The 19,808-nt window shown below is 35.2% G+C and carries 20 protein-coding genes; 9 read left to right on the top strand and 11 right to left on the bottom strand.

Going from position 1 to position 19,808, the window contains the following annotated elements:
• Positions 1-92: 92 nt before the first annotated feature.
• From guaB to GSM_RS08530, 7 genes are all read right to left on the bottom strand, one after another.
• Positions 93-1,577 (bottom strand): IMP dehydrogenase, encoded by a 1,485-nt coding sequence (guaB, locus tag GSM_RS08565; protein ID WP_010078124.1) that lies wholly within the window; start codon positions 1,575-1,577, stop codon positions 93-95.
• A 372-nt stretch (positions 1,578-1,949) separates the two neighbouring features.
• On the bottom strand, positions 1,950-3,167 hold the full coding sequence (locus GSM_RS08560) for an MFS transporter (protein ID WP_317759460.1): 1,218 nt from the start codon (positions 3,165-3,167) through the stop codon (positions 1,950-1,952).
• 520 nt (positions 3,168-3,687) lie between these two features.
• Complete coding sequence (locus GSM_RS08555; protein ID WP_010078122.1) at positions 3,688-5,460, bottom strand: oleate hydratase; 1,773 nt, start codon at positions 5,458-5,460, stop codon at positions 3,688-3,690.
• A gap of 970 nt (positions 5,461-6,430) precedes the next feature.
• Positions 6,431-7,249: an SPFH domain-containing protein gene (locus GSM_RS08545; protein WP_010078120.1), complete on the bottom strand. Its 819-nt coding sequence runs from the start codon at positions 7,247-7,249 to the stop codon at positions 6,431-6,433.
• A 22-nt stretch (positions 7,250-7,271) separates the two neighbouring features.
• On the bottom strand, positions 7,272-7,607 hold the full coding sequence (locus tag GSM_RS08540; RefSeq protein WP_040538288.1) for an Arc family DNA-binding protein: 336 nt from the start codon (positions 7,605-7,607) through the stop codon (positions 7,272-7,274).
• Positions 7,608-7,692: 85 nt separating this feature from the next.
• Positions 7,693-10,593 (bottom strand): DUF3427 domain-containing protein, encoded by a 2,901-nt coding sequence (locus GSM_RS08535; protein WP_010078118.1) that lies wholly within the window; start codon positions 10,591-10,593, stop codon positions 7,693-7,695.
• Positions 10,586-10,999: a (deoxy)nucleoside triphosphate pyrophosphohydrolase gene (locus GSM_RS08530; RefSeq protein WP_010078117.1), complete on the bottom strand. Its 414-nt coding sequence runs from the start codon at positions 10,997-10,999 to the stop codon at positions 10,586-10,588. The genes GSM_RS08535 and GSM_RS08530 overlap by 8 nt, the downstream gene beginning before the upstream one ends.
• Before the next feature lie 301 nt (positions 11,000-11,300).
• Between GSM_RS08530 and lepB the strand changes: the two genes are divergently transcribed.
• Positions 11,301-11,897 carry a signal peptidase I gene (gene lepB / locus GSM_RS08525; RefSeq protein WP_010078116.1) on the top strand — a complete coding sequence of 199 codons (597 nt, stop codon included), beginning with the start codon at positions 11,301-11,303 and terminating at the stop codon, positions 11,895-11,897.
• 4 nt (positions 11,898-11,901) lie between these two features.
• On the opposite strand, the gene GSM_RS08520 is transcribed toward lepB, so the two are convergent.
• Positions 11,902-12,279 (bottom strand): MerR family transcriptional regulator, encoded by a 378-nt coding sequence (locus tag GSM_RS08520; protein ID WP_010078115.1) that lies wholly within the window; start codon positions 12,277-12,279, stop codon positions 11,902-11,904.
• Between the two features lie 88 nt (positions 12,280-12,367).
• On the opposite strand from GSM_RS08520, the gene GSM_RS08515 reads away from it, so the two are divergent.
• The 3 genes from GSM_RS08515 (at position 12,368) to GSM_RS15425 (ending at position 13,588) form a co-directional block, all read left to right on the top strand.
• On the top strand, positions 12,368-12,733 hold the full coding sequence (locus GSM_RS08515) for a carboxymuconolactone decarboxylase family protein (protein WP_010078114.1): 366 nt from the start codon (positions 12,368-12,370) through the stop codon (positions 12,731-12,733).
• A 229-nt stretch (positions 12,734-12,962) separates the two neighbouring features.
• On the top strand, positions 12,963-13,400 hold the full coding sequence (locus GSM_RS14190; RefSeq protein WP_235720366.1) for a pyridoxamine 5'-phosphate oxidase family protein: 438 nt from the start codon (positions 12,963-12,965) through the stop codon (positions 13,398-13,400).
• On the top strand, positions 13,397-13,588 hold the full coding sequence (locus GSM_RS15425) for a hypothetical protein (RefSeq protein ID WP_235720365.1): 192 nt from the start codon (positions 13,397-13,399) through the stop codon (positions 13,586-13,588). Before GSM_RS14190 ends, GSM_RS15425 begins: the two co-directional genes overlap by 4 nt.
• Before the next feature lie 88 nt (positions 13,589-13,676).
• On the opposite strand, the gene GSM_RS08505 is transcribed toward GSM_RS15425, so the two are convergent.
• Entirely contained in the window at positions 13,677-14,873 is a 1,197-nt protein-coding gene (locus GSM_RS08505; protein ID WP_010078113.1) for an MFS transporter, read from the bottom strand.
• Between the two features lie 90 nt (positions 14,874-14,963).
• Between GSM_RS08505 and GSM_RS15420 the strand changes: the two genes are divergently transcribed.
• On the top strand, positions 14,964-15,401 hold the full coding sequence (locus tag GSM_RS15420) for a helix-turn-helix domain-containing protein (RefSeq protein WP_235720364.1): 438 nt from the start codon (positions 14,964-14,966) through the stop codon (positions 15,399-15,401).
• A 46-nt stretch (positions 15,402-15,447) separates the two neighbouring features.
• Entirely contained in the window at positions 15,448-15,861 is a 414-nt protein-coding gene (locus GSM_RS15415) for a hypothetical protein (protein WP_235720363.1), read from the top strand.
• A gap of 3 nt (positions 15,862-15,864) precedes the next feature.
• Here the strand turns inward: GSM_RS15415 and GSM_RS08495 are convergent, their stop codons facing one another.
• Positions 15,865-16,425: a TetR/AcrR family transcriptional regulator gene (locus tag GSM_RS08495; RefSeq protein ID WP_010078112.1), complete on the bottom strand. Its 561-nt coding sequence runs from the start codon at positions 16,423-16,425 to the stop codon at positions 15,865-15,867.
• A gap of 92 nt (positions 16,426-16,517) precedes the next feature.
• On the opposite strand from GSM_RS08495, the gene GSM_RS08490 reads away from it, so the two are divergent.
• Positions 16,518-17,015 (top strand): HXXEE domain-containing protein, encoded by a 498-nt coding sequence (locus tag GSM_RS08490; RefSeq protein WP_010078111.1) that lies wholly within the window; start codon positions 16,518-16,520, stop codon positions 17,013-17,015.
• On the opposite strand, the gene GSM_RS14180 is transcribed toward GSM_RS08490, so the two are convergent.
• Positions 16,980-17,474, bottom strand: coding sequence for a GNAT family N-acetyltransferase (locus GSM_RS14180; protein WP_010078110.1), 495 nt, complete (start codon positions 17,472-17,474; stop codon positions 16,980-16,982). The two genes, GSM_RS08490 and GSM_RS14180, sit on opposite strands and share 36 nt — an antisense overlap.
• Positions 17,475-17,733: 259 nt before the next feature.
• Here GSM_RS14180 and GSM_RS14175 point away from each other — a divergent pair, with 259 nt between their 5' ends.
• Together GSM_RS14175 and GSM_RS14170 are read left to right on the top strand one after the other, a co-directional pair.
• Positions 17,734-18,894 carry a glycosyltransferase family 2 protein gene (locus GSM_RS14175; RefSeq protein ID WP_010078109.1) on the top strand — a complete coding sequence of 387 codons (1,161 nt, stop codon included), beginning with the start codon at positions 17,734-17,736 and terminating at the stop codon, positions 18,892-18,894.
• 408 nt (positions 18,895-19,302) lie between these two features.
• The coding region (locus GSM_RS14170; protein ID WP_010078108.1) for a KxYKxGKxW signal peptide domain-containing protein at positions 19,303-19,808 on the top strand (506 nt) is incomplete at its 3' end.

Genomic DNA, 19,808 nt, shown 5'->3' with positions numbered 1-19,808 from the left:
AAATATTTTTCAATTGTATATAATCACTAACATGTCCTATAAATCAAAACCCCAGATTAACACTGGAGTTTTTGCGACTCATATCACATTTATTATTTACTATAATTAGGCGATTCCTTCGTAATTTGAACATCATGAGGATGAGATTCACGCAGGCCGGCGTTTGAAATTTGAATAAACTGTGCATCATCTTGTAGTTCTTGTAGATGACCAGCACCAACATATCCCATACCTGCACGCAGGCCACCGACGATTTGGTATACAATATCAGCAAGTGTGCCCTTGTATGCAACACGTCCTTCAATACCTTCTGGAACTAGTTTGTTTGCTTCATTCACACTACTCTGGAAGTAACGGTCAGATGAACCATGTTTGCTGTCCATTGCCCCAAGGCTGCCCATTCCACGATAAGTTTTGAATCGACGGCCCTGATAGATTTCTGTCTCACCAGGAGCTTCATCTGTCCCAGCAAGCATACTACCCAACATAACAGCACTTCCGCCTGCAGCCAATGCTTTAACTACATCACCAGAATATTTAATACCACCATCGGCAATAATCGTTTTGCCATACTCACGAGCTACACTCGCTGCATCATAAATAGCTGTAAGTTGAGGTACACCAACACCGGCAACAATTCTTGTTGTACAAATTGATCCAGGTCCGATTCCAACTTTAACTACATCAACGCCAACATCATAAAGTGCACGTGTAGCTTCAGCCGTTGCAACATTTCCAGCAATCAGTGTTGCTTTAGGGAAATGTTCACGAATCTCACTAATTTTACGAATCACACCAGCAGAATGACCATGGGCAGTATCTATTACAATAGCATCAACACCCGCGTCAAGTAGTGCGGCAGCCCTATCAAAAGTATCGCTCGTTACACCAACCGCCGCGGCAACCAACAAACGTCCATGTTCATCCTTTGCAGCATTAGGGAATTCAACAACTTTTTCAATATCCTTGATAGTTATTAAGCCTGTCAGCTTGCCGTCCTTATCAATCATTGGTAATTTTTCGATCTTGTGTTCTTGCAGGATTTCTTCTGCCTTCTTCAAGGAAGTTCCCTCGGGTGCAGTCACAAGATTTTCTTTAGTCATTACACTATCAATCTCGACGGTCCGATCTGAAACAAATCGTAGGTCGCGATTGGTAATAATGCCAACAAATTTACGATTTTGCAATGTCTCAACGATTGGAACACCACTTATGCGATATCTTCTCATTAATTCTTCTGCCTCAGCAACTGCGTTCGTTGGAGTCAGGAAGAATGGATCAATGATTACTCCGCTTTCAGAACGTTTAACTTTGCGAACTTCATCAGCTTGTCGCTCAATTGTCATATTCTTATGAATGACACCCAAACCACCTTGGCGAGCTATTGCAATTGCTGTAGCTGATTCAGTAACTGTATCCATTCCTGCACTTATAATTGGAATATTTAATTTAATATTTTCTGCAAGTTGCACCTTCAAATCAACATCATTTGGTAAAACATGACTTTCGGCCGGAATTAATAGAACATCATCAAAAGTAAAACCCTTTTTCGCGAACTTGGTATCCCAATTAGACATTACAAAAACGCTCCTTTAAATTTATTTTTATTTTCTAAAATACAAAAGATTCTTACTAAAATCAAGCATTCTCATGTATTTATTAGAATGTTGTTGTTAAATAATTCATTGTTATCTTTCAAACTAACTAATAATTATTAATTTAAAGTTATAAATTAGACAAAAATTTCCATTTTATAGCATGTTCATTTATATAATCAATAAGGAGCCAGATCAAATACATACTTTGATCTAGCCCCAATCTTAAACTTGTGTCATGCAAACCCAAACTGCTCAACTGGTAAACTGCCAACACATTTTTTTATTTAATTACTTCTAATCTGTATAATTATCAATACTCCAATTACATAAGCATTCAATCAAATCAAAACCCTATTTATCTAATTTCGAATGTCTTGATGTTTCGAGCATTCTGACATAAACAACCAGGCTAACAAAAACTGCCGCTGATACATAATAAAAGAACCAGCCCTCATGATTAATTGTCTTCAGCCACAAGGCAACATACTCAACCGTTCCACCAAAAATCGCTACTGTCAAACCATATGGTAACCCAACTCCCAAAGCTCGGATCTCCGTTGGAAAGAGTTCAGCTTTTACAACTGCGTTAATTGAAGTATAGCCACTCACAATCATGAGGCCTGCCAACATCAATAAAAAGGCACTTAAAGGACTATCGAGTACCTGTAATCCCTTGAAAATTGGGACTGTTAAAAGTGTACCTAAGATCCCAAACCAATACAGCAAAGGTTTACGCCCTATCTTATCTGAAAGATGTCCAAATACCGGCTGCATAATCATGAAGATTAAAAGTGCTAAAAAGTTAATTTCAGTAGTTAATCTTGTTGGTAAACCTAAACTGTTGATCATATACTTTTGCATATAGGTAGTGTATGTATAGAATGCAATCGTCCCACCAAATGTCAATCCAATAACTGTTAATACTTGTCCGGGATACCTAGCCAACTGCTTTAAAGTTCCCGCTTTCTTGCCACTCTTAGCAGTTTCCTTAAATTGATTAGTCTCATCCATAGACAATCTGAGATACAACACAATAACCGCACCTAACGCACCAACAACAAAAGGAATTCTCCATGCCCAAGCAGTCAACTGCACATCATTAAAGAAATATTGTAATAAGATTTGAACAATTAATGCGAGTAGCTGTCCACTAATCAGAGTCACATACTGAAAGGATGCATAGTACCCTCTTCGGTTCGAACTAGCCATTTCGGAAAGATACGTTGCTGAGATCCCATATTCACCACCTAGAGAGATCCCCTGAACTAGACGCACCAATACCAAAATAATAGGTGAAAGAATTCCAATAGTCTTATAAGTTGGAACAATTGCAATTATGAGTGAGCCACAAGCCATAATGACAACAGATAGTGTCAAAGCTGAACGCCTTCCATGTTGGTCTGCAAATTTGCCCATTATAAAACTTCCAAATGGTCTCATTAAAAAACCAACAGCAAATACAGCAGCAGCACTTAATAATTCAACAGTTTGATTGTTACTTGGAAAAAATGAATTTGCAAAATAAATGGCAAATGATGCATATATGTACCAGTCAAACCATTCAATCATGTTGCCTAAAGAGCCTTTAATTATATTACTTGCTATTTTCCTCTCTCTTTTCTTATCCAAAGTTATCCCTCCTATGTAAGTTCTAAAAAACTTATAATGGGTCTAATTATCGCACGTATCACTGTTCTTTGCATCCTCCCGAACTTTAAATTCGTTTTACCATGTTATGTCAAAAAATGCTTATATATAAGGATTATCATTAAAAAATATTTTTTCAGGATATATCCCACTTTGCTTTTAAAACCCAATTAGCTTATTTAATTTTTTTTCAATGAGGAACGCCCCCAAAAAGTTATTATATTAAATTAAAATTAGATTACATTTAAATAAAGATGACAAAAAAAGGAGATATCTAATGATATTATCATAGAATATCTCCTTAAATAGTTCCTTATAAATGTGTTCCACAAGTCTACGTTCGCAGTCTAACTTCGCATTACTTACCCACGGTAAAAACAGACTGCATTCGTAGTTTTATATTGATACTTATATTTTACCAACTTGTGTCACACTTTCATTTTTAAAGCAACTTGGCTTCTTCTAGTAATTCAGCAAGCCACGTCTTTTTTAATTTTGAAATTCCTATCTTCTCTACTAACTTTGGAATTGGTAAATCAATTTCATCCAACTTTTTCTTGTCATTCAAATAATACATTGACTTTAGTAATTCACGAATATCATAGATTGAGTTGAATACTTCTGGCACACCTCTTTCAACATCTAGAAGCATATAAACTGCTTCCATCGCAGTTCTCACAGAATATTCAGTCGTAAAGACTGTGTCCCTAGTTGGCGATTCAGCAAAATTACCAATAAATGCTAAATTAACTGAGCCATTCGGCACAACATCAGGTCTGTCACCTTTTTGTCTTGGCATGAAATAAGAGGTAATGAACGGCATGTACACAGGTACAGTGTTAATCGATTTTTGTGCGGCTAACTCTGCTATCTTAAATTCTGGAACTCCCAAATGATACAAGAATTCTTCAGTAATCTCTTCGCCAGAACAATCAACGATTTTTTTGTGGACATAGTTACCCTCAGTATCTGAATAAAGTCCATAAATCCAAACTGTAGTCTCATTTTCTGATTGTTCTTTAAAATGCGGCTGTCTATGAATCGCAAAGCTCATGAGCCAATTAGAATCAGTAATTGTAATTATCCCACCAGTATTTATCTTGTTGTCATGCAAATTACGTTTAGTTAAACGTTCAATATACGGTTCAACAGCAGGATTGCTAATAGTTGCCGTTGCAGAAACGAACCAGCTTTTCTCTGGTAAATCTTGATAAAACACCTTAGGATTACCAAAATCTGTAGACTGTGCAGCCAAATTTTCCCACAAATTCCAGCTACCTCCCAGCTCTGTCGTAACAGGTGCAGGAGTATTATGATCTCCATAAGTCGAGCTTTCGGTGATTGAACCGTTTGTCACAAAGACTAAATCATTCTCAGTAAGAGCAATCTCATTCTGCTGTCCAGCTACGGTCAGCAATAGTTTTTTTGCGACTTTCTTTCCATCCGCAAAATCAACCTGAACATTATCAACAGTGGTACTGTACTGAACATCAACATTATGTGACTTCAAATATGCAAGAATTGGTTTTACCATCGATTCGTATTGATTATATTTGTTGAATTTAAGTGCCTTGAAATCGGGTAAACCATCAATATGATGAATAAAGCGCATGGTGTATCGTCTCATCTCAACTACTGAATGCCACTTCTCAAAGGCAAACATTGTTGCCCAATATGTCCAAAAATTACTCTCAAAAAACTTGGCCGAAAAAAAATCCTCAATTGTTTGAGTTCCTAATTTGCTCTCTGGCGTCATAACCAGCTTGATCAGTTCATTTGATGATTTATCCAAAGTATAATCACCATCATTCGGAACGCGATTACCTCGGTCATATATTAATCTGCAATTCGACGAATTAGGATCATCTTTGTCTAACCAATAATATTCATCTAAGTATGATGCATCCTCAACCTCAAGGGATGGAATAGAGCGGTACATATCCCATAAACACTCGAAATGATTTTCCATTTCACGACCACCACGGGTAATGAAACCAACATTCGGCCGGTTAGTCCCATCCAGTGAACCACCTGCAAGTGATAATTCTTCTAACAGATGAATATGTTCGCCTTTCATGTGTCCATCACGAATCAAAAAAACAGCTGCGGCTAAGCCTGCCAAGCCTGCACCAACAATGTACGCCTGCTTTTGATCAACATTGGCTGGCTTTCTCGGTCTGGCAAAAGCTTCGTAATTACCATTAGAATAGTACAATATAATCACCCTTCCTTGTGAATTAGTTTACATGTAAAGAGTACTCCTTAACTACACTAATTCAAAATAGAATGGTTTTCATATACATAACTATAGAATTTACTCACAAAGAAAATATGCTTAATATTCAAACTTATTTTGAATATTAACGTTCATCAAAACGAAGTGTGACACAAATCGGTAAGGTTTGAATACCTCGCTATGAATGATTTAAGGTCAAATTGAGGATTTTGACTTGTAAGACACATGTACCCGAAACAAAACAAATAGAGAAACTAAGTCATAAATTATCTTCTGACCCAGTTTCTCTATTTAGTTTGTCAAAGGAGAAAATCCAACCTTCTCTGCTTTGAAATTCTTGAAAAAATCATTTTCTTCTTAAAATCTGTTGTACTACTAAATTTCATTATCTTTTTTAATCTTCTGGACAAAGGCCACAATTAAAAACAGTGGAGCAAAGATAATAAAAAGAATACTCATGCATAGGCATTTTGCTAAACTATATACCCAGTTCAAAGAACTATCATAGGACTGGGTATATGGCGTAGTATATTCCCAGGGGTTAACATAAACTCCCTTGGAGGACCATTTCCAACTCTTTTGTTGCCGTGACATCTCTTGATGATATGTGTCTAGTGCTTTCCCCCGATATGAAAGATCATTATTGGTAGAAATAAACCAGTTATTATAAACGAGTCTAAAAAAGGGTAACAGTAGGGTGGTTGCAAAAAAATATAGATCCCAAAAATTAAATTTATAGTGTAAAGTCAGAATATCTAGGTGTCCTAAATAAAGCAAAATTATAAACAAACATATCCCACTGTTTATTGAATATCCTATCAATCTAAAAATAATTTTGATAATTCTAACGATTAGTGCCATAACTGTCCACTCTCGATTTCAGATTCCATAAAAATTTATTCAGAAACGATAGCTTCATGTTCATACAGAACTTCCATAATCTTACCTATTAGATATTATGCTCCTGATCCAACATCTTCTTAATAACTGGGACTTGACCCAAAGTGGTTACATCTTCTTTTGACATAACCACTAAGTTAGTCTTTGATTGTGCCAATTCAGTAAATGCGTGAATGCTCTGATCCTTGAAATAATTCTCGTTGACAGCTGTCAAACTTTCTTGAATCTTATTGATCCGGTAATTTTCTGCATCGGCCTGTGTTCTAGTTGCTTGTGCTTGTGCCTGTGCAGTTTCAACGAGAGCACGGTTGCGCGCGTCGGTCGTCAATTTAATATTTTGTGCTTCACCTTGAGCACGTGCGATTGTAGCGATTCGTTCACGATCAGCAGTCAATTGTTTGTCCATCGCTTCTTGGATAGAAGTTGATGGTGTTAACTCATCAATATTTACTCGATCAACATTAATCCCATAGACATTGGTTAAATCTCCAATTGCAGCAGCCAAGTCTGCATTGATTTTTGATGTTGAACCCAATGCATCAGTCAATTCTAGACGTCCAATAATATCACGCAAGTGACCTCTTACTAATTGTGCCATTGATTCCACTGAATCTGTATTCTCATAAACATACTTTTTTGCATCTGTAACATGATAGTTCAAAGTAACACTCGCTTGAATATCCGCATTATCCTTCGTAATCACAGAGTATTGTGATAATTGCAACGGGCGCATTGCCAAGTTGACTGTCTGAATTCTTTGGAAAACAGGAACATAAAAGTGTAACCCCGCATCAACATTACGTCGATATTTTCCTAGTGTTTCCACAAGACCTTGACAGTTTTGTTGTACGATCTTTATTCCAAACATTTAAATTCCCCCATATTCATAATCAATGCACCATTGGACGTAGCGTCAAAATATTCCCGTTGGCTTCAATTACGATATAATTTAATTTCGAATCGAATTCCAGATTACTTTCAATCAAATAGCGATAATAGATTCCATTTACTTGAACAAGCCCATTATCTGGATCAATTTGTCGATTCTCTACAACTTGTCCAATAAATTGTCGATTTTCTAGCGAGACAGATGCCTGTCTCTTTCCATCTAGAAACTCCTCAATCACTGTCTGCAATAGACTGTTCACACTACGATTTTGTTCTTTCGCTTTTGCCTCAAGTCTGCTTTTTAGTTCTCTAGGCAATCTCAACAAAAAAGTCGCCATATCATCCACTGGAACCACCTCACAATCTTTCCATCTATCGATAACATTATGATATCATATTAATATCACAAAGCAACAGATACTTCTATTTTTTCGTAATATTTATAAAATGACTATACTTTATTGGTTCATCCAACTTCAAATTCATAGAAACCACAGCTTTAGGACGTTTATTATCTTGATTAATCAATTGTTCTCTTACAGAATCCAAAACAGCCTGAGCTTTTCCTAAGTAATAAAACTTCTTTCCTTCAGCGTCACTCTTCTTGAGAAATAGTTGAATTTGTACCTTAAAATTACCATTGTGATCTCGTTCCAACAGTTGTTGAACTTCTTTTGAGTCAATATGTCTTGGGCTTCTGGTATACCACTTAATTAATCCCGTATTAAAAAATTCATTTTCATAGCGCGCACTACGATTTTTTTCCGGATTATCTTTTTCGTAGGTAATAAAAATTGGACAAGTATCTTTACCCACACGATAGCCATACATTGGAGCACTCACATCCTTGCTCCAATTCAAAAGCCGACAAACATCTTTGCGGGAATATTTCTGATAATATGTGAAAGCCTGATCTGCCCTAAAATTATCTGTTTTATACAGCCCAGTTGTGATAACATCTACAAATAAATTTCTAAAATCGCTTTCTCCTTGTAGGCTGTCACTAACCATGGAATTAAGCTTATATTTTCCCTCAAAATGCTCCACGATAGGATTGCTACCATACTTTTCTGCCTTGTTTTCTCTGCCTGATTTGATATCAAAAAAACTCAAACTTAAAATATCATCCACTGACTGCATTACAGCCGCATTTATATAACAATTATTTTGATGCAATGTCCTTGCAAAGTCCTTACCTGTCACACACTTTTTTTCCAATAGCAGCTTCAATAATAGAAGCTCATGCTTTCTCATCCCATTGAGCAATTCTTTGGTTACAAAACTCAATACTTTTTCTTCATACTCAGATAAATTGATTGGTTCTTTCATCTTGCTTAAGAAACTCGCATAACTATCAAGTTGATTATTCTCGGCAAATACTTCTGCATCGACTCCACCATATCTTTGAAAGTCCATTAATAAGGGTATTCTACCCAACTTTTGTTTGAGTTCTTGGTAATCTGCACGTAAAGTCGCAAATGCATCTAACTTGGCGACTTGGATTGCATCATATATCCGTTGTCTCGCAACTTCTGTGAAATTAATCGTTGATAATCCCATAATTGGCTGCAATGCCAACTCTAAACGAGCGTTATCCTTACTGCGCGTGATATCTCCCGTTAATGCCGTAGGAATTAAGTAATTATTCTTATAGTTTCCAATGAAGTCAATGATCGTCAAAAATTCTTTTCCTGGATATTTTCGTAGTCCTCTGCCCAGTTGCTGAATAAACACAATACTTGATTGCGTGTTTCTAAGCATTACAACTTGGTTCAAACACGGAATATCAATTCCTTCATTGAAAATATCCACTGTCACAATATATTCGATCTGTCCCTTCTCAAGCTGCGCAACTACTTGATTACGCCGACTGATTGAATCACTCCCATCCAGACTAATTGCCGGATGCCTCTTTCTCGTTAAAAGCAGCGCAATCTCCCTTGCTTCAAGTACATTACTGCAAAAAATAAGACCATGGACTCGTTTGCCTGAGTATCCGTAATACTCAAGTTGTTTTAAAACATAATCAACTCGCTCTTTTGCAACTAATAATCTCAAAGGTGACTTGTCATCAATCAGCTTGCCATTATATTCATAGTCTTGAAGTCCCACATAATGAAAAGGAGTCAACATTTGCTCCTCCAGTGCATCCTGCAGCCGAATTTCATAGGCAATATTGTAATCAAATAACTGATAGATACTGAAATCATCTGTCCTTTCAGGTGTTGCTGTCATACCTAAACAAAAAGCTGGTGTAAAATAATCCAAAATTCGCCTGTACGTCTCAGAACCACTACGATGTGCTTCATCAATTAGAAGGTAATCAAACTGATCTGGTGCAAAACTGTTTAAAACACCATCCTTAGAAAGTGTCTGCAGGGTTGCAAACAAATACTTAGCCTGCCTTTCATTGCGATTACCTGACAAAATCCCATAATCGCTGTCCTTTCCTCCCAGAACACGCTTGAAGCTGACCATTGACTTTTGAAGAATCTGTTCACGATGAACCACAAAAAGCATCTTATTCGGCTTGACTTGCTGTACATCAAACGCAGCCAAAAATGTTTTCCCAGTACCTGTTGCAGAAATTACCAGTCCTCTTTGCTCATTCGCAGCACGTAATTTTGCTAATTCGATTAAAGCTTCCCTCTGCATCTTATTCGGAACAACCGCAAGCTCATTATTACTTGTCTGATTTACTGAATTCAGAGTAGTTCGCCTTTGCTGAGTACTATTATATGTATGACGATATTCTTCAATCCACTGATCAGTAAGTTTGACCGCTCGTTGCCACTCAACCTCCAATTGATTCACAATCTGTTTGGTCACTGCACCATCTTTGAATGCTGAAAAATGAAGGTTCCACTCGACATTTCGTAATAATGCTGCACGTGTCAAGTTTGAGCTACCGATAATCATCGAATGGTAATCGGTATGCTCAAAAAGATATCCCTTCGCATGGAAACCAGCTTGTGTGGCAATTTTAACTGTGATATTTGGGATCTTGAGCAATTCTTCAAAAACTTTCGGCTGATTAAACGCCAAATAATTCGAGGTCAAAACTCTTCCTGACACCCCCTTAACTGCCAAATCAGCCAAAACTACTTTCAATGGAGTTAGTGCATCTTCCGTGATAAATGCAAGCGCAAAGGAAAAACTTTGACAAGTTTGCAATTCATACCTGATATGTTCCCACATTGTATCATGTGGTTGATTACTCACTAATTGCGGCAATAGTTCACTGGTAGCCCCTGGTTGGCTATCATCCAAAAATCCAACCGTTGCAGCTAGTAAAAGATTTTTCTTAATATCTTCATTATTCATTAAATTCCACCTTGTTTAGATCGCATTTACTTAATTTCTCGAGGACCCTTTGATTTGCCGGCAACCAGTTCTTATCTCTTAACTGCTGAATTGATAACCATGCGTATTCTTCATAGATTTTCGGTTTGACCATCTTGGTTGCTAGACGTGCAAAATAAAAATGTAAATTCACATCTCCAGATTGATAGTTGTATGAATATGCTGGAACTACCACTGAACCAATAGTAATGGCCACGCCAATTTCCTCCATTATTTCTCGTTTAAGGGCTTGCTTTATTCCTTCAGCCTTTTCGACTTTACCACCTGGAAATTCCCAGTAACCTGCCAAACTCCTAGCTTTTCTTTTACCTGCAAAAATCTGTTTTTCTTCATTCAAGACTATGGCACATACTACTTCTGTATTCATTTACTTGTCACCTTAAACTCTTGTTTATCACAATTTATACATTCTAATTTCATACTGCATAATATCATATTCTATCTAAGATCAGTTAAAATATCTTCTCCATTCTAATCCAACTAGACAAAAACATAAAATATGGCCTAGAATGAAAAACAGATAGCAAATGTGCACCATATCGTTAAAATTTGAGTACTAGACATAAATTTTGGACATAGCGCACTTCTTATTGTGGATAATTCAAAATTAACCAAAATATTTTAATCTACAAAACATATTTACATAAGAACATTGAGGGGGATAACAAGTGACTATCTTTAAAAATATTATGAGCTGGATATGGCCAATCATAATCGGTCTCATACTCGCCTTTATCGTCAAGACTTTCCTATTCAGTTTTGCAAATGTTGTTGGTGATTCTATGGCTCCAAATCTGCAAGCAGGTGAACATGTTGCTTTATTGAAGGCAGCAAAAATCAAACGGAATTCAATCATTATTTTCAATGCTTATGGTATTGATACCCAAGAACCAAACGTTACTCCCAAGACTAAATATATCAAGCGTGTAATTGGGTTACCTGGTGATAAAATTGAATACAGAAATAATGGTACGCTATATGTAAATAACAAGCTGATTTCGCAAGCATATATCTCAAAAAAACAGCAATCCATTGGAACACTGACGCTCTCAACTGCTTTGTCGCCTGCTCAAGGAGTGACCTTGGGCACAAATAAAAGTTTCACTGTACCCAAGGGCAAGTATTTCGTCCTTGGTGATAACCGCAAAATCTCGAATGATAGCCGTTATTATGGCTTTGTGCCAAAAACAAAAATTCTGGGTGTCGTAAAAGCCTTTATCTGGAGCAAACATCATAAGCTAATTAACTCTTTCAATGATAATTAACTGTCTAGGGTTTCTTATATTTAACCATTAATTGTGCATAATGCCGTTTTTTATTTTTTAGAAAATTAATATGTGTTTGTATCTCCTGTTGCTGCGCATATAATACCTGTTCCTGTTGTTCTAAAATAGTCATCCTTTCTTTAATTGTTTCGTGCCCTTGTTCGCGCAACTTAGAATATTCAATAATTTTGGAAAGTGACATTCCTGTCGCCTTTGCTCGACTAATGAATCCAATCCAGTTCAAGTCTTGCCCTGTAAAAACACGGTAATTATTAGTATTGCGTGCGGGTTTCAGTAGTCCTAAGTCTTCGTAGTAGCGTAAAGTCGAAAGCGGAAGTCCAGTCATATTCGAAATCTCAGATATTCTGTATGTTTTAGGCATCTTTTTATGTCCTCCTTTTAATTCCTTCTTGCTATCAAGTTAGCTTGATAGTTTATAGTGATTTTATCACATAGAAGGAGGAAATATTTTGGATAAATACGAAAGTGGATTACAAGTTCGTGAGGCAGTTATTGGAAAGGAAGCAAGTCAATCGGTATCAGATAGTTTAGCAGATATTGCTCCTATTTTGGACCAAAAAACACTCCTAGCATTTGAGGAGGCAAAAACACGAGATGTTTTAGATATGAAACAGCGAGAAATAATTACGATTACCGCATTACTGGCACAAGGAGATACTTCCAGTCAGCTTCGTATTCATATCCAAGGCGCTTTAAATGTTGGGATAACACGTGATGAAATAACTGAGACATTTGTTCATTGCTTATCCTATGTCGGGTTCCCCCGAGTTTTGAATGCAGTTTCAATTGCCAAAGAAGTCTTTAATAAAAGATAAAATGAAGAATGGGGTTGGGTCAAGATTTAACTTTTGACCCAGCCCTTCTATTTATTTCTTGTTTTGGATAAAATTGTTCCGTAAATCAAAATTTTTCGGCTATCCTTGCATTAATTCTGCAAACTCAAAAAATGCTAAAATAGGTGACGGTGCTCTAGCATTTTTTGTGGGTATTATTTAATGCCAATGTAATATAATCAAGTAAAACTGAAAAGGAAGGTAATATGTGATGTACGCCAAAAGGTTTATACAATTGTTTTTAATATTCTTGCTGACAATTTTCATATCGATGTTTTTTGTTTCGTACTTTGGAATTAGGGGATACTTCGCACAATCTTTTGTTTTATCTTTAGTGGGCTATATTATTTTAGTGATACCTTTGACCATATTGACAATTCTTAAACAAGAGAAAAAGTTTAGTGTGGAAAAGTCCACCGAAAACAACAGTGAATTTAGAAATGTTTTGAGCAAACTAGACAACATTATTGTTTTATCAACAATTTCTCAAAATGAAACTATAAGTTCAAGTATTATTACTTTTAGGCAGTCAAAAACAGAAGATAACACCTTGTATATCATGACTGACAGTAAAACGAATCGTGTCAGAAATATTAGGCAAAACGGAGTTGCATCATTAACTACTTGGTTTGATGAAAAACAGGGATGAGAATTAGTTCAAATAACATTGATTCAGAAATTATTGAAGGTAATGAGATGCTCACAGAAATTGCTGCACATCCAGAGATAAAAGACTTATCTGAGGATTTTAATAATAATGTTGTTATCAAATTAACTATTCACTCGGCTTTAATTGAATCATTTCAATCCAATCCAACAGTGACAAATTTTTCGTAGTGTGATGAAATGGCTTGTACTGAGCACTTGAAACACGTTTATTCAAATAAGTATAAAAATTTAACTTTTGACCTAATCCGTAAGAGAGTCATTCTTTACCCAATGGTGAAAATTTTGCTCCAATACCTGTCAAAGTTCGAATGATTCCTGCAAATAGAATAACCGTGAACATTGATTGACCATGTCCCAACAGTACTCCACCAAACCATGAACCAACAGGAATCGAAGCATAAGAAACCATTCGTGTAACAGAAACGACTCGCCCCAAAATTCTCTTTGGAACCGTCTTTTGACGCAGGGTAAAATAAGTAATGACATTGATTGTGCCAAAAAAGCTGATAATTCCTAAAACAATTCCAATATAAATATAATTAGTGCTTACCAGTAACAGCAAAGTACTCAACCCTGCCATAATGGTACTGGATGATAATAAAATTCCTGCCCTAAAATGATTAACAATCCTGCTTCCACCAAAACCAGCAATTAATGAACCAATACCACCGATTGACATAGCCAAAGTGGCTTCAAAAATCGGATAGTTCAATGATTTAGTCATATAATAAATAAAGTTTGCTTCAAACATATTCAGAGCAAAGTTGGTAAAAAGGAACATTACTGAACCACTAAAGATTACTTTTTCACGAAAACTATAACTAGCACCCTCAAGAACATCAGATGCTAATTTTTTAATCGCTAAACTGATTTTAATTTCTTTGCTTTTAACACTTGGAAGCTGGGTCAATATTACCGCAGTCATCAAAAAAGAAATAAGATCAATCCACAAGGCATTGTAGTCACCAAGAAATGTTACCAATGACCCGCCTATTAGTGGCCCCATAATTGATAGAGTATTATCAATCGTTTGGATAGTTGCATTGGCCTCAGCAAAGTGGTTATCTTCAATTATTTCTGGAATAATGCTCTGAAAACTTGGATGGATCAACGGATCGACTGAAGATAGTACAAAGACTGCTGAATATAAAAGTACAAAGTTAATTTGTTTCTCCATTAAAATAAAAAGCAGTAATGGAATGGCTGATGCAGCAAAAAAATTTCCAATAATAAGAATTTTCTTTTTAGCATAATTATCGGCTAGACTACCACCCAATAGCGAAAAGATTATCCACGGAATAAAAGAGACACCAAAAGCAGTGGCGGCATGATAAGCTGAACCAGTTTTAGAAAGAATAATAATTGGTAATGCTAAACGGTATAACCAATCACCGATTGATGAAATTAAAAAAGCCATACAAAGATAACTAAAATTACGATTTTTTATGAACAAATTATTTACCCCTCAAATGATTTAATGATTGCTTTTATAATACAAGCATCTTAGAATGAGAAATAAAAAGTTGCATATAGGTTAAAAATAATGAAAATAGGCAAAGTATTCAAATATTTTAGACAAACAAAACACATAACTCTTAAAGAAGCCTGCCAAGGTATTGTCTCTGTTCCTTTTTTGTCTCGCTTTGAGAATGGGTTAACAGACATTTCCTTCAGCCACTTATTAGAATTGCTAAACAGAATCAATGTTCAATTATCCGAATTTGAATTTTTGTATCAACAAAAGAACACTACCAATAATGATTTATTACCAGCTTTTCAGCAGGCATATCAAGAAGGAAATGCTGCTCAGCTAAAAAAATATCTGTCCGAATGGCAAAAAAAGCAGGGTAAATTTGCTAATTTACAGACTATTCAATTAAAAATGATGTTAACAACTCTAGGAGAAGGAACTGTCACGGAAGATGAACTAGCGATACTGGTTAGCTACTTTCAAAAAATCGACAACTGGACTTTTTTTTGAGCTTTATTTATTTGGGCATGCTATTTCGTTTCTGGAATTACCAATAATGCTCAATTTGTTCAAAGAGTTGCAAAAAAAAGAAATTATTTATGACGACTTTCGCCATGATAATTTCTCAATTCTTTTTTATATCTATAATAATGTTATTTTACATTTATTAGCTAATAATTGCTTTGACGAGGCGCACACATTAGTCAATCATCTAGAAAATTATTTTGGTAATCATGACAAGGATTACTATCACCAAGCAAGACTCTTTAATCTAAAGGGGTTAACGCTATATTTAATGGATCAAAAAGTGCTTGGTCTCCGACTGTTAAAAAAAGCTAACCTGATTACCTACCTGACAAATCACAAAACAGATTTTTTAAAAAATGAGAAAAACTACCTTGCAAAATATTTGTCCACAGAGGAATTAAGTGAAGTTTTCAATTTTTCTGAGGTTGACTATTTAAAGTAATGGTTACTGCTTATTCACTTGGAGTGCAATCTCTGCTAATGCAGAATTTAATGCCTCGCTGATTTGTTGTGGCTTTTCAGGTAGATCGTCCTTAAAAATAGTATCCAAAAGTACACAAAACCCACCAATTGAGTAGATAATGACATAATAATATTGCCGATTATCGCTCTTCTTTTGTCTCCATGGAACTTTTATATCCAAAAGAGTATTTGCAATTGTTGAGATGTGTCGTGTCAGTAGTGGAATAAGTAAATTTTGCTGAGCCAGTAGTGCTACTCTCTGATGATACGGCCAAAGAAAATTAATAAAGCGTTTAGAAATATCTTCTGGCCTAATCGGCGTACTTAATAAACACTCTCGGTAACTATGCAAGTATTTTAAAAACATTTCATCTAGAATTGCTGTCTTACTACCAAAGTAACGATAATAAGTTCTTCGTGAATATCCTGATTCTAAAGTTAACTGCTTGATTGTAATATTCTCAAAGTCTTCATTTTTTAACAAACAAAACAATGCTTCAGCAAAGGCACTCTTCGATTGCTCAATAATTTTGTTCCTGGTCATGGCACAATCTCCCCCTTTTTATGGCACATACGCTATTTGTATTTATTATGCATGAAAATCATAATACACTACAAGTATAGGAGGTCATCACTATGACAATTTGGGTTTCATACTGGCTATTACCATTATTATTTATGTTTCACGACTTTGAAGAATTAGTTTTTGTACCGCATTGGTTACAAAAAAATAATCCGAATATTTACGGACGCACATTATTTGGCGGTGTCGATCGCTCAGATATATTATCTGCTGGAATTTGGGAGGAATTTTGTATATATATAGCACTTTCCGCCATAGCCTATTGGATTAATTATCCACTATTAATAGTTACCGCTACCATTCCATATTTTCTCCATCTCATAATGCATATTGTTTTTTCACTGATTAAACGCACTTATGTACCTGGTGTTGTAACAGCTATTGTTGAAATTCCTGTAACTATTGCCTATTTACTTAATCTAATCAAACTAACACATTCACCACTTTGGCAGTGGATTGTCGTTATCTTTATAATGTTTGTTTTCTTTATAGGTAACCTCAAGCTTATTCACTGGTTAATGGCCAAAGTAGCAGGAAAACTTAGTGCCTAATATTTCGAAATTTTTCAAGTCGATATAATTTTTCCTCATCAAGTTTATCTGCACCATTTTTTGGTAAAACTTTAATCCTGTAATTGAAGCGGGTATTTCGATCCTTTTTGCTCGCTTAAAGTAGGGATCTTGTTCTAATACCTGAATAAGCTGGCGCCCAATACTCTGTCCCTGATATTCAGGCAATACAAAGATATTAAACAAGCTGCTCTCATCTTCTTTACCCCAGTAGGGACCAATTGAGCCGACTGCGACAATCTTATCTATTATGTCATCTACAAACACATAACAATGAAAGAACTTTCTTTTTTCTATAAAATCTTTAGCTGTTAAATTTCTCAAATCATTTTCTAGATATTCCTTTGAATAATCTTTAATATTTGTGGTAAGCATTGTTTGCCTGACCAATGTGGATACTTCTTCAGCATCTTTATCATTAAAAATCCGATAACGAATCATTTTTCAATCTCCTTTTTACAATTTATTTTACTTTAATTAACTTCTCCAATCTGTTAAACGCAATATTTTTCTCCATGGTATGGGTGGGTTACTCATTTTCGTCTTTAATTGATCAATAGAAAAACTATTCTTATCTACTTTTTAACAAAAAGTCTAAGAAAATGTCCATGAAATTTCAAAAAAGTAGTTCAAAATTAGAATTACTCCTAAAGTAAATTTTCTTACTTCTTTTTCATTTTAACTAAGGTGGTTTTTACTGTTGAATAAATATCTATTTAAACTAACTCATATTTCCTTGCTTCAATTTTTTGTGGTGCTTCTACAAAAGTTTTCTTTTAATAACAAACAGATTTGTACCTTATTAGAAATATTAAGTACACAAAATCGAAAACTACCTAGTTATGAATATGCTATTCAATATTTAAATAAACTAAATCCAGATTCTAAAAATTCGGCAATTAAAAAACACACTTTGCAGAATAATGATTATACTTACGATTTAAAAATAATCGTTGCTGCTTATAACGCTGAAGATACAATTGAAGAATGTGTAGATTCTATCTTGAATCAAAAAACACGGTATTCTTTAATAGTCGAAATTATTGATGATGGTTCAACTGATTCGACCAAACAGATATTAAATAAATACACTAACAGGCATAATGTAATTGTTACTAGCCAAAAAAATCAGGGATTTTCAGGGGCTAGGAATACTGGTTTAAAAACAATCAATGCCAGCTATCTTTGCTTTGTTGATTCTGATGATATTCTAAAAGACTGCTTTGCAGAAGTTTTATTAGACAAAGCTTTCGCAAAAAAGGCTGATATCATTGCCGGAGGTTATCAACAATTCGATAATTCTGGCGTTATCAGCGAATTTTACTATCAAGATAAAAATCAATTTGATCCCTATGAGCTGTATGGCTATCCCTGGGGCAAAATCTATAACAGTGCTTTATTCACTGAGGTTACCTTTCCTGTAGATTATTGGTTCGAAGATACGATGTTAATCTATCTAGTTTACGATCAAAGTCACATTGTTTGTACTGTTAAAGACATTGTCTATAGATATCGCAGAAATCCAAGGGGTATTACTGCGATATCCGCAACAAAATTAAAGGTCATTGATTCATTGTGGGTAACCCGACAGTTATTGTCAGATAGGCAAAAATTGAACCTAGGTTTTAATGAGGGTATTTACAAAGTTACTTTACAACAAATGTGCACTAACTTTATTAGATTTCGTTTCCTCAGTGGACAAGTCAAAAGAGCTACCTTCGTTATCCAGCGTCAAATCATTAATGATTATTTTGAAAATTTCAGATTTAAGGAAAATGGTTATTTAAAAAATATAGAAAAAGCAATTAAATCTAATAATTATCTAGCTTTCACAGTGTATGTTTACACAGGAAAATTTTAAAACTTATTTTCATCTTAAAACTAATCAAATGAGAGTGAAGGATTATAAATGGACAACTATGAATTTATTACTAATATAACCAACTACAGATTTTATACCAATGCGGATACTCGTCAAGTATTGCAGCAACAGATTTCTTCAAAAAGGAATCTTGAATACCAACTCTCATCAACAGAGTTTATTGAGTTTCTGAATTGTTTGTCTTTATACAACTATCATATGAATCCAAAACTATTTTTGAACATCATATATAAAAAGTATTTGAACATAGGTAATTTAATCATTAAGTAATCTTTTATTTTACATTAAGGTTACAGTCTTTCATATATATTATCTGACAGAATTTTTGTGATATTCTTAGAGTTGGGGATGTTTATTAGAGAAAAAATACTTTTATAGGAGGAAAACATGAGTAAACATCATAACGAAAAGGTTCATTACAAAATGTATAAGTCTGGAAAATACTGGATATACAGTATGATAACAATTTCATCTTTCATTGTCGGTTTGCAATTGAAACCGCTACATCCGTTGACAGTCAAGGCTGATAGTACCAGTTCCGCTATAAGTAGCAGTACTTCTAGCAGTTCTAGTTCTGCCGATTCTTCTAGTGTAAGTTCCAACTCGAGCTCAATTGGGGACAGCTCGAGTTCTGACACTGATCAAGTTTCTCAATCAAGTAGTGCATCTGGGTCCCAAAGTAACGCTGACTCAATCTCTACTGATGATTCTTCTAGCGCAGACTCTACTTCAGCCTCTGGGGATAGCTCAAGTTCTGACACTAGTCAAGCTTCTCAATCAAGTAGTGCAGCCAGTTCTCAAAGTTCTACCGAGGCTGATTCCACTGCCACTTCTTCCAGCGTAAGTTCTACTTCTAGTTCTAATGCTAGTCAAACTTCCGATTCAAGTAGTAC

It is taken from the genome of Liquorilactobacillus mali KCTC 3596 = DSM 20444 (assembly GCF_000260415.1).
GTDB classification, from domain to species: domain Bacteria; phylum Bacillota; class Bacilli; order Lactobacillales; family Lactobacillaceae; genus Liquorilactobacillus; species Liquorilactobacillus mali.
The sequence above is the reverse complement of the archived record's forward strand: the minus strand, read 5'-3'. Positions and strand labels throughout refer to the sequence as shown.

Excerpts from the sequence above, each read along its gene's own strand:
- guaB (WP_010078124.1), bottom strand. The coding sequence starts at position 1,577 with ATGTCTAATTGGGATACCAAGTTCGCGAAAAAGGGTTTTACTTTTGAT.
- GSM_RS08560 (WP_317759460.1), bottom strand. The coding sequence starts at position 3,167 with ATGATTGAATGGTTTGACTGGTACATATATGCATCATTTGCCATTTAT.
- GSM_RS08545 (WP_010078120.1), bottom strand. The coding sequence starts at position 7,249 with ATGTTTGGAATAAAGATCGTACAACAAAACTGTCAAGGTCTTGTGGAA.
- GSM_RS08540 (WP_040538288.1), bottom strand. The coding sequence starts at position 7,607 with ATGGCGACTTTTTTGTTGAGATTGCCTAGAGAACTAAAAAGCAGACTT.
- GSM_RS08535 (WP_010078118.1), bottom strand. The coding sequence starts at position 10,593 with ATGAATAATGAAGATATTAAGAAAAATCTTTTACTAGCTGCAACGGTT.
- GSM_RS08530 (WP_010078117.1), bottom strand. The coding sequence starts at position 10,999 with ATGAATACAGAAGTAGTATGTGCCATAGTCTTGAATGAAGAAAAACAG.
- GSM_RS08520 (WP_010078115.1), bottom strand. The coding sequence starts at position 12,279 with ATGCCTAAAACATACAGAATATCTGAGATTTCGAATATGACTGGACTT.
- GSM_RS14190 (WP_235720366.1), top strand. The coding sequence starts at position 12,963 with ATGTACGCCAAAAGGTTTATACAATTGTTTTTAATATTCTTGCTGACA.
- GSM_RS15425 (WP_235720365.1), top strand. The coding sequence starts at position 13,397 with ATGAGAATTAGTTCAAATAACATTGATTCAGAAATTATTGAAGGTAAT.
- GSM_RS15420 (WP_235720364.1), top strand. The coding sequence starts at position 14,964 with ATGAAAATAGGCAAAGTATTCAAATATTTTAGACAAACAAAACACATA.
- GSM_RS15415 (WP_235720363.1), top strand. The coding sequence starts at position 15,448 with ATGCTCAATTTGTTCAAAGAGTTGCAAAAAAAAGAAATTATTTATGAC.
- GSM_RS08495 (WP_010078112.1), bottom strand. The coding sequence starts at position 16,425 with ATGACCAGGAACAAAATTATTGAGCAATCGAAGAGTGCCTTTGCTGAA.
- GSM_RS08490 (WP_010078111.1), top strand. The coding sequence starts at position 16,518 with ATGACAATTTGGGTTTCATACTGGCTATTACCATTATTATTTATGTTT.
- GSM_RS14180 (WP_010078110.1), bottom strand. The coding sequence starts at position 17,474 with ATGATTCGTTATCGGATTTTTAATGATAAAGATGCTGAAGAAGTATCC.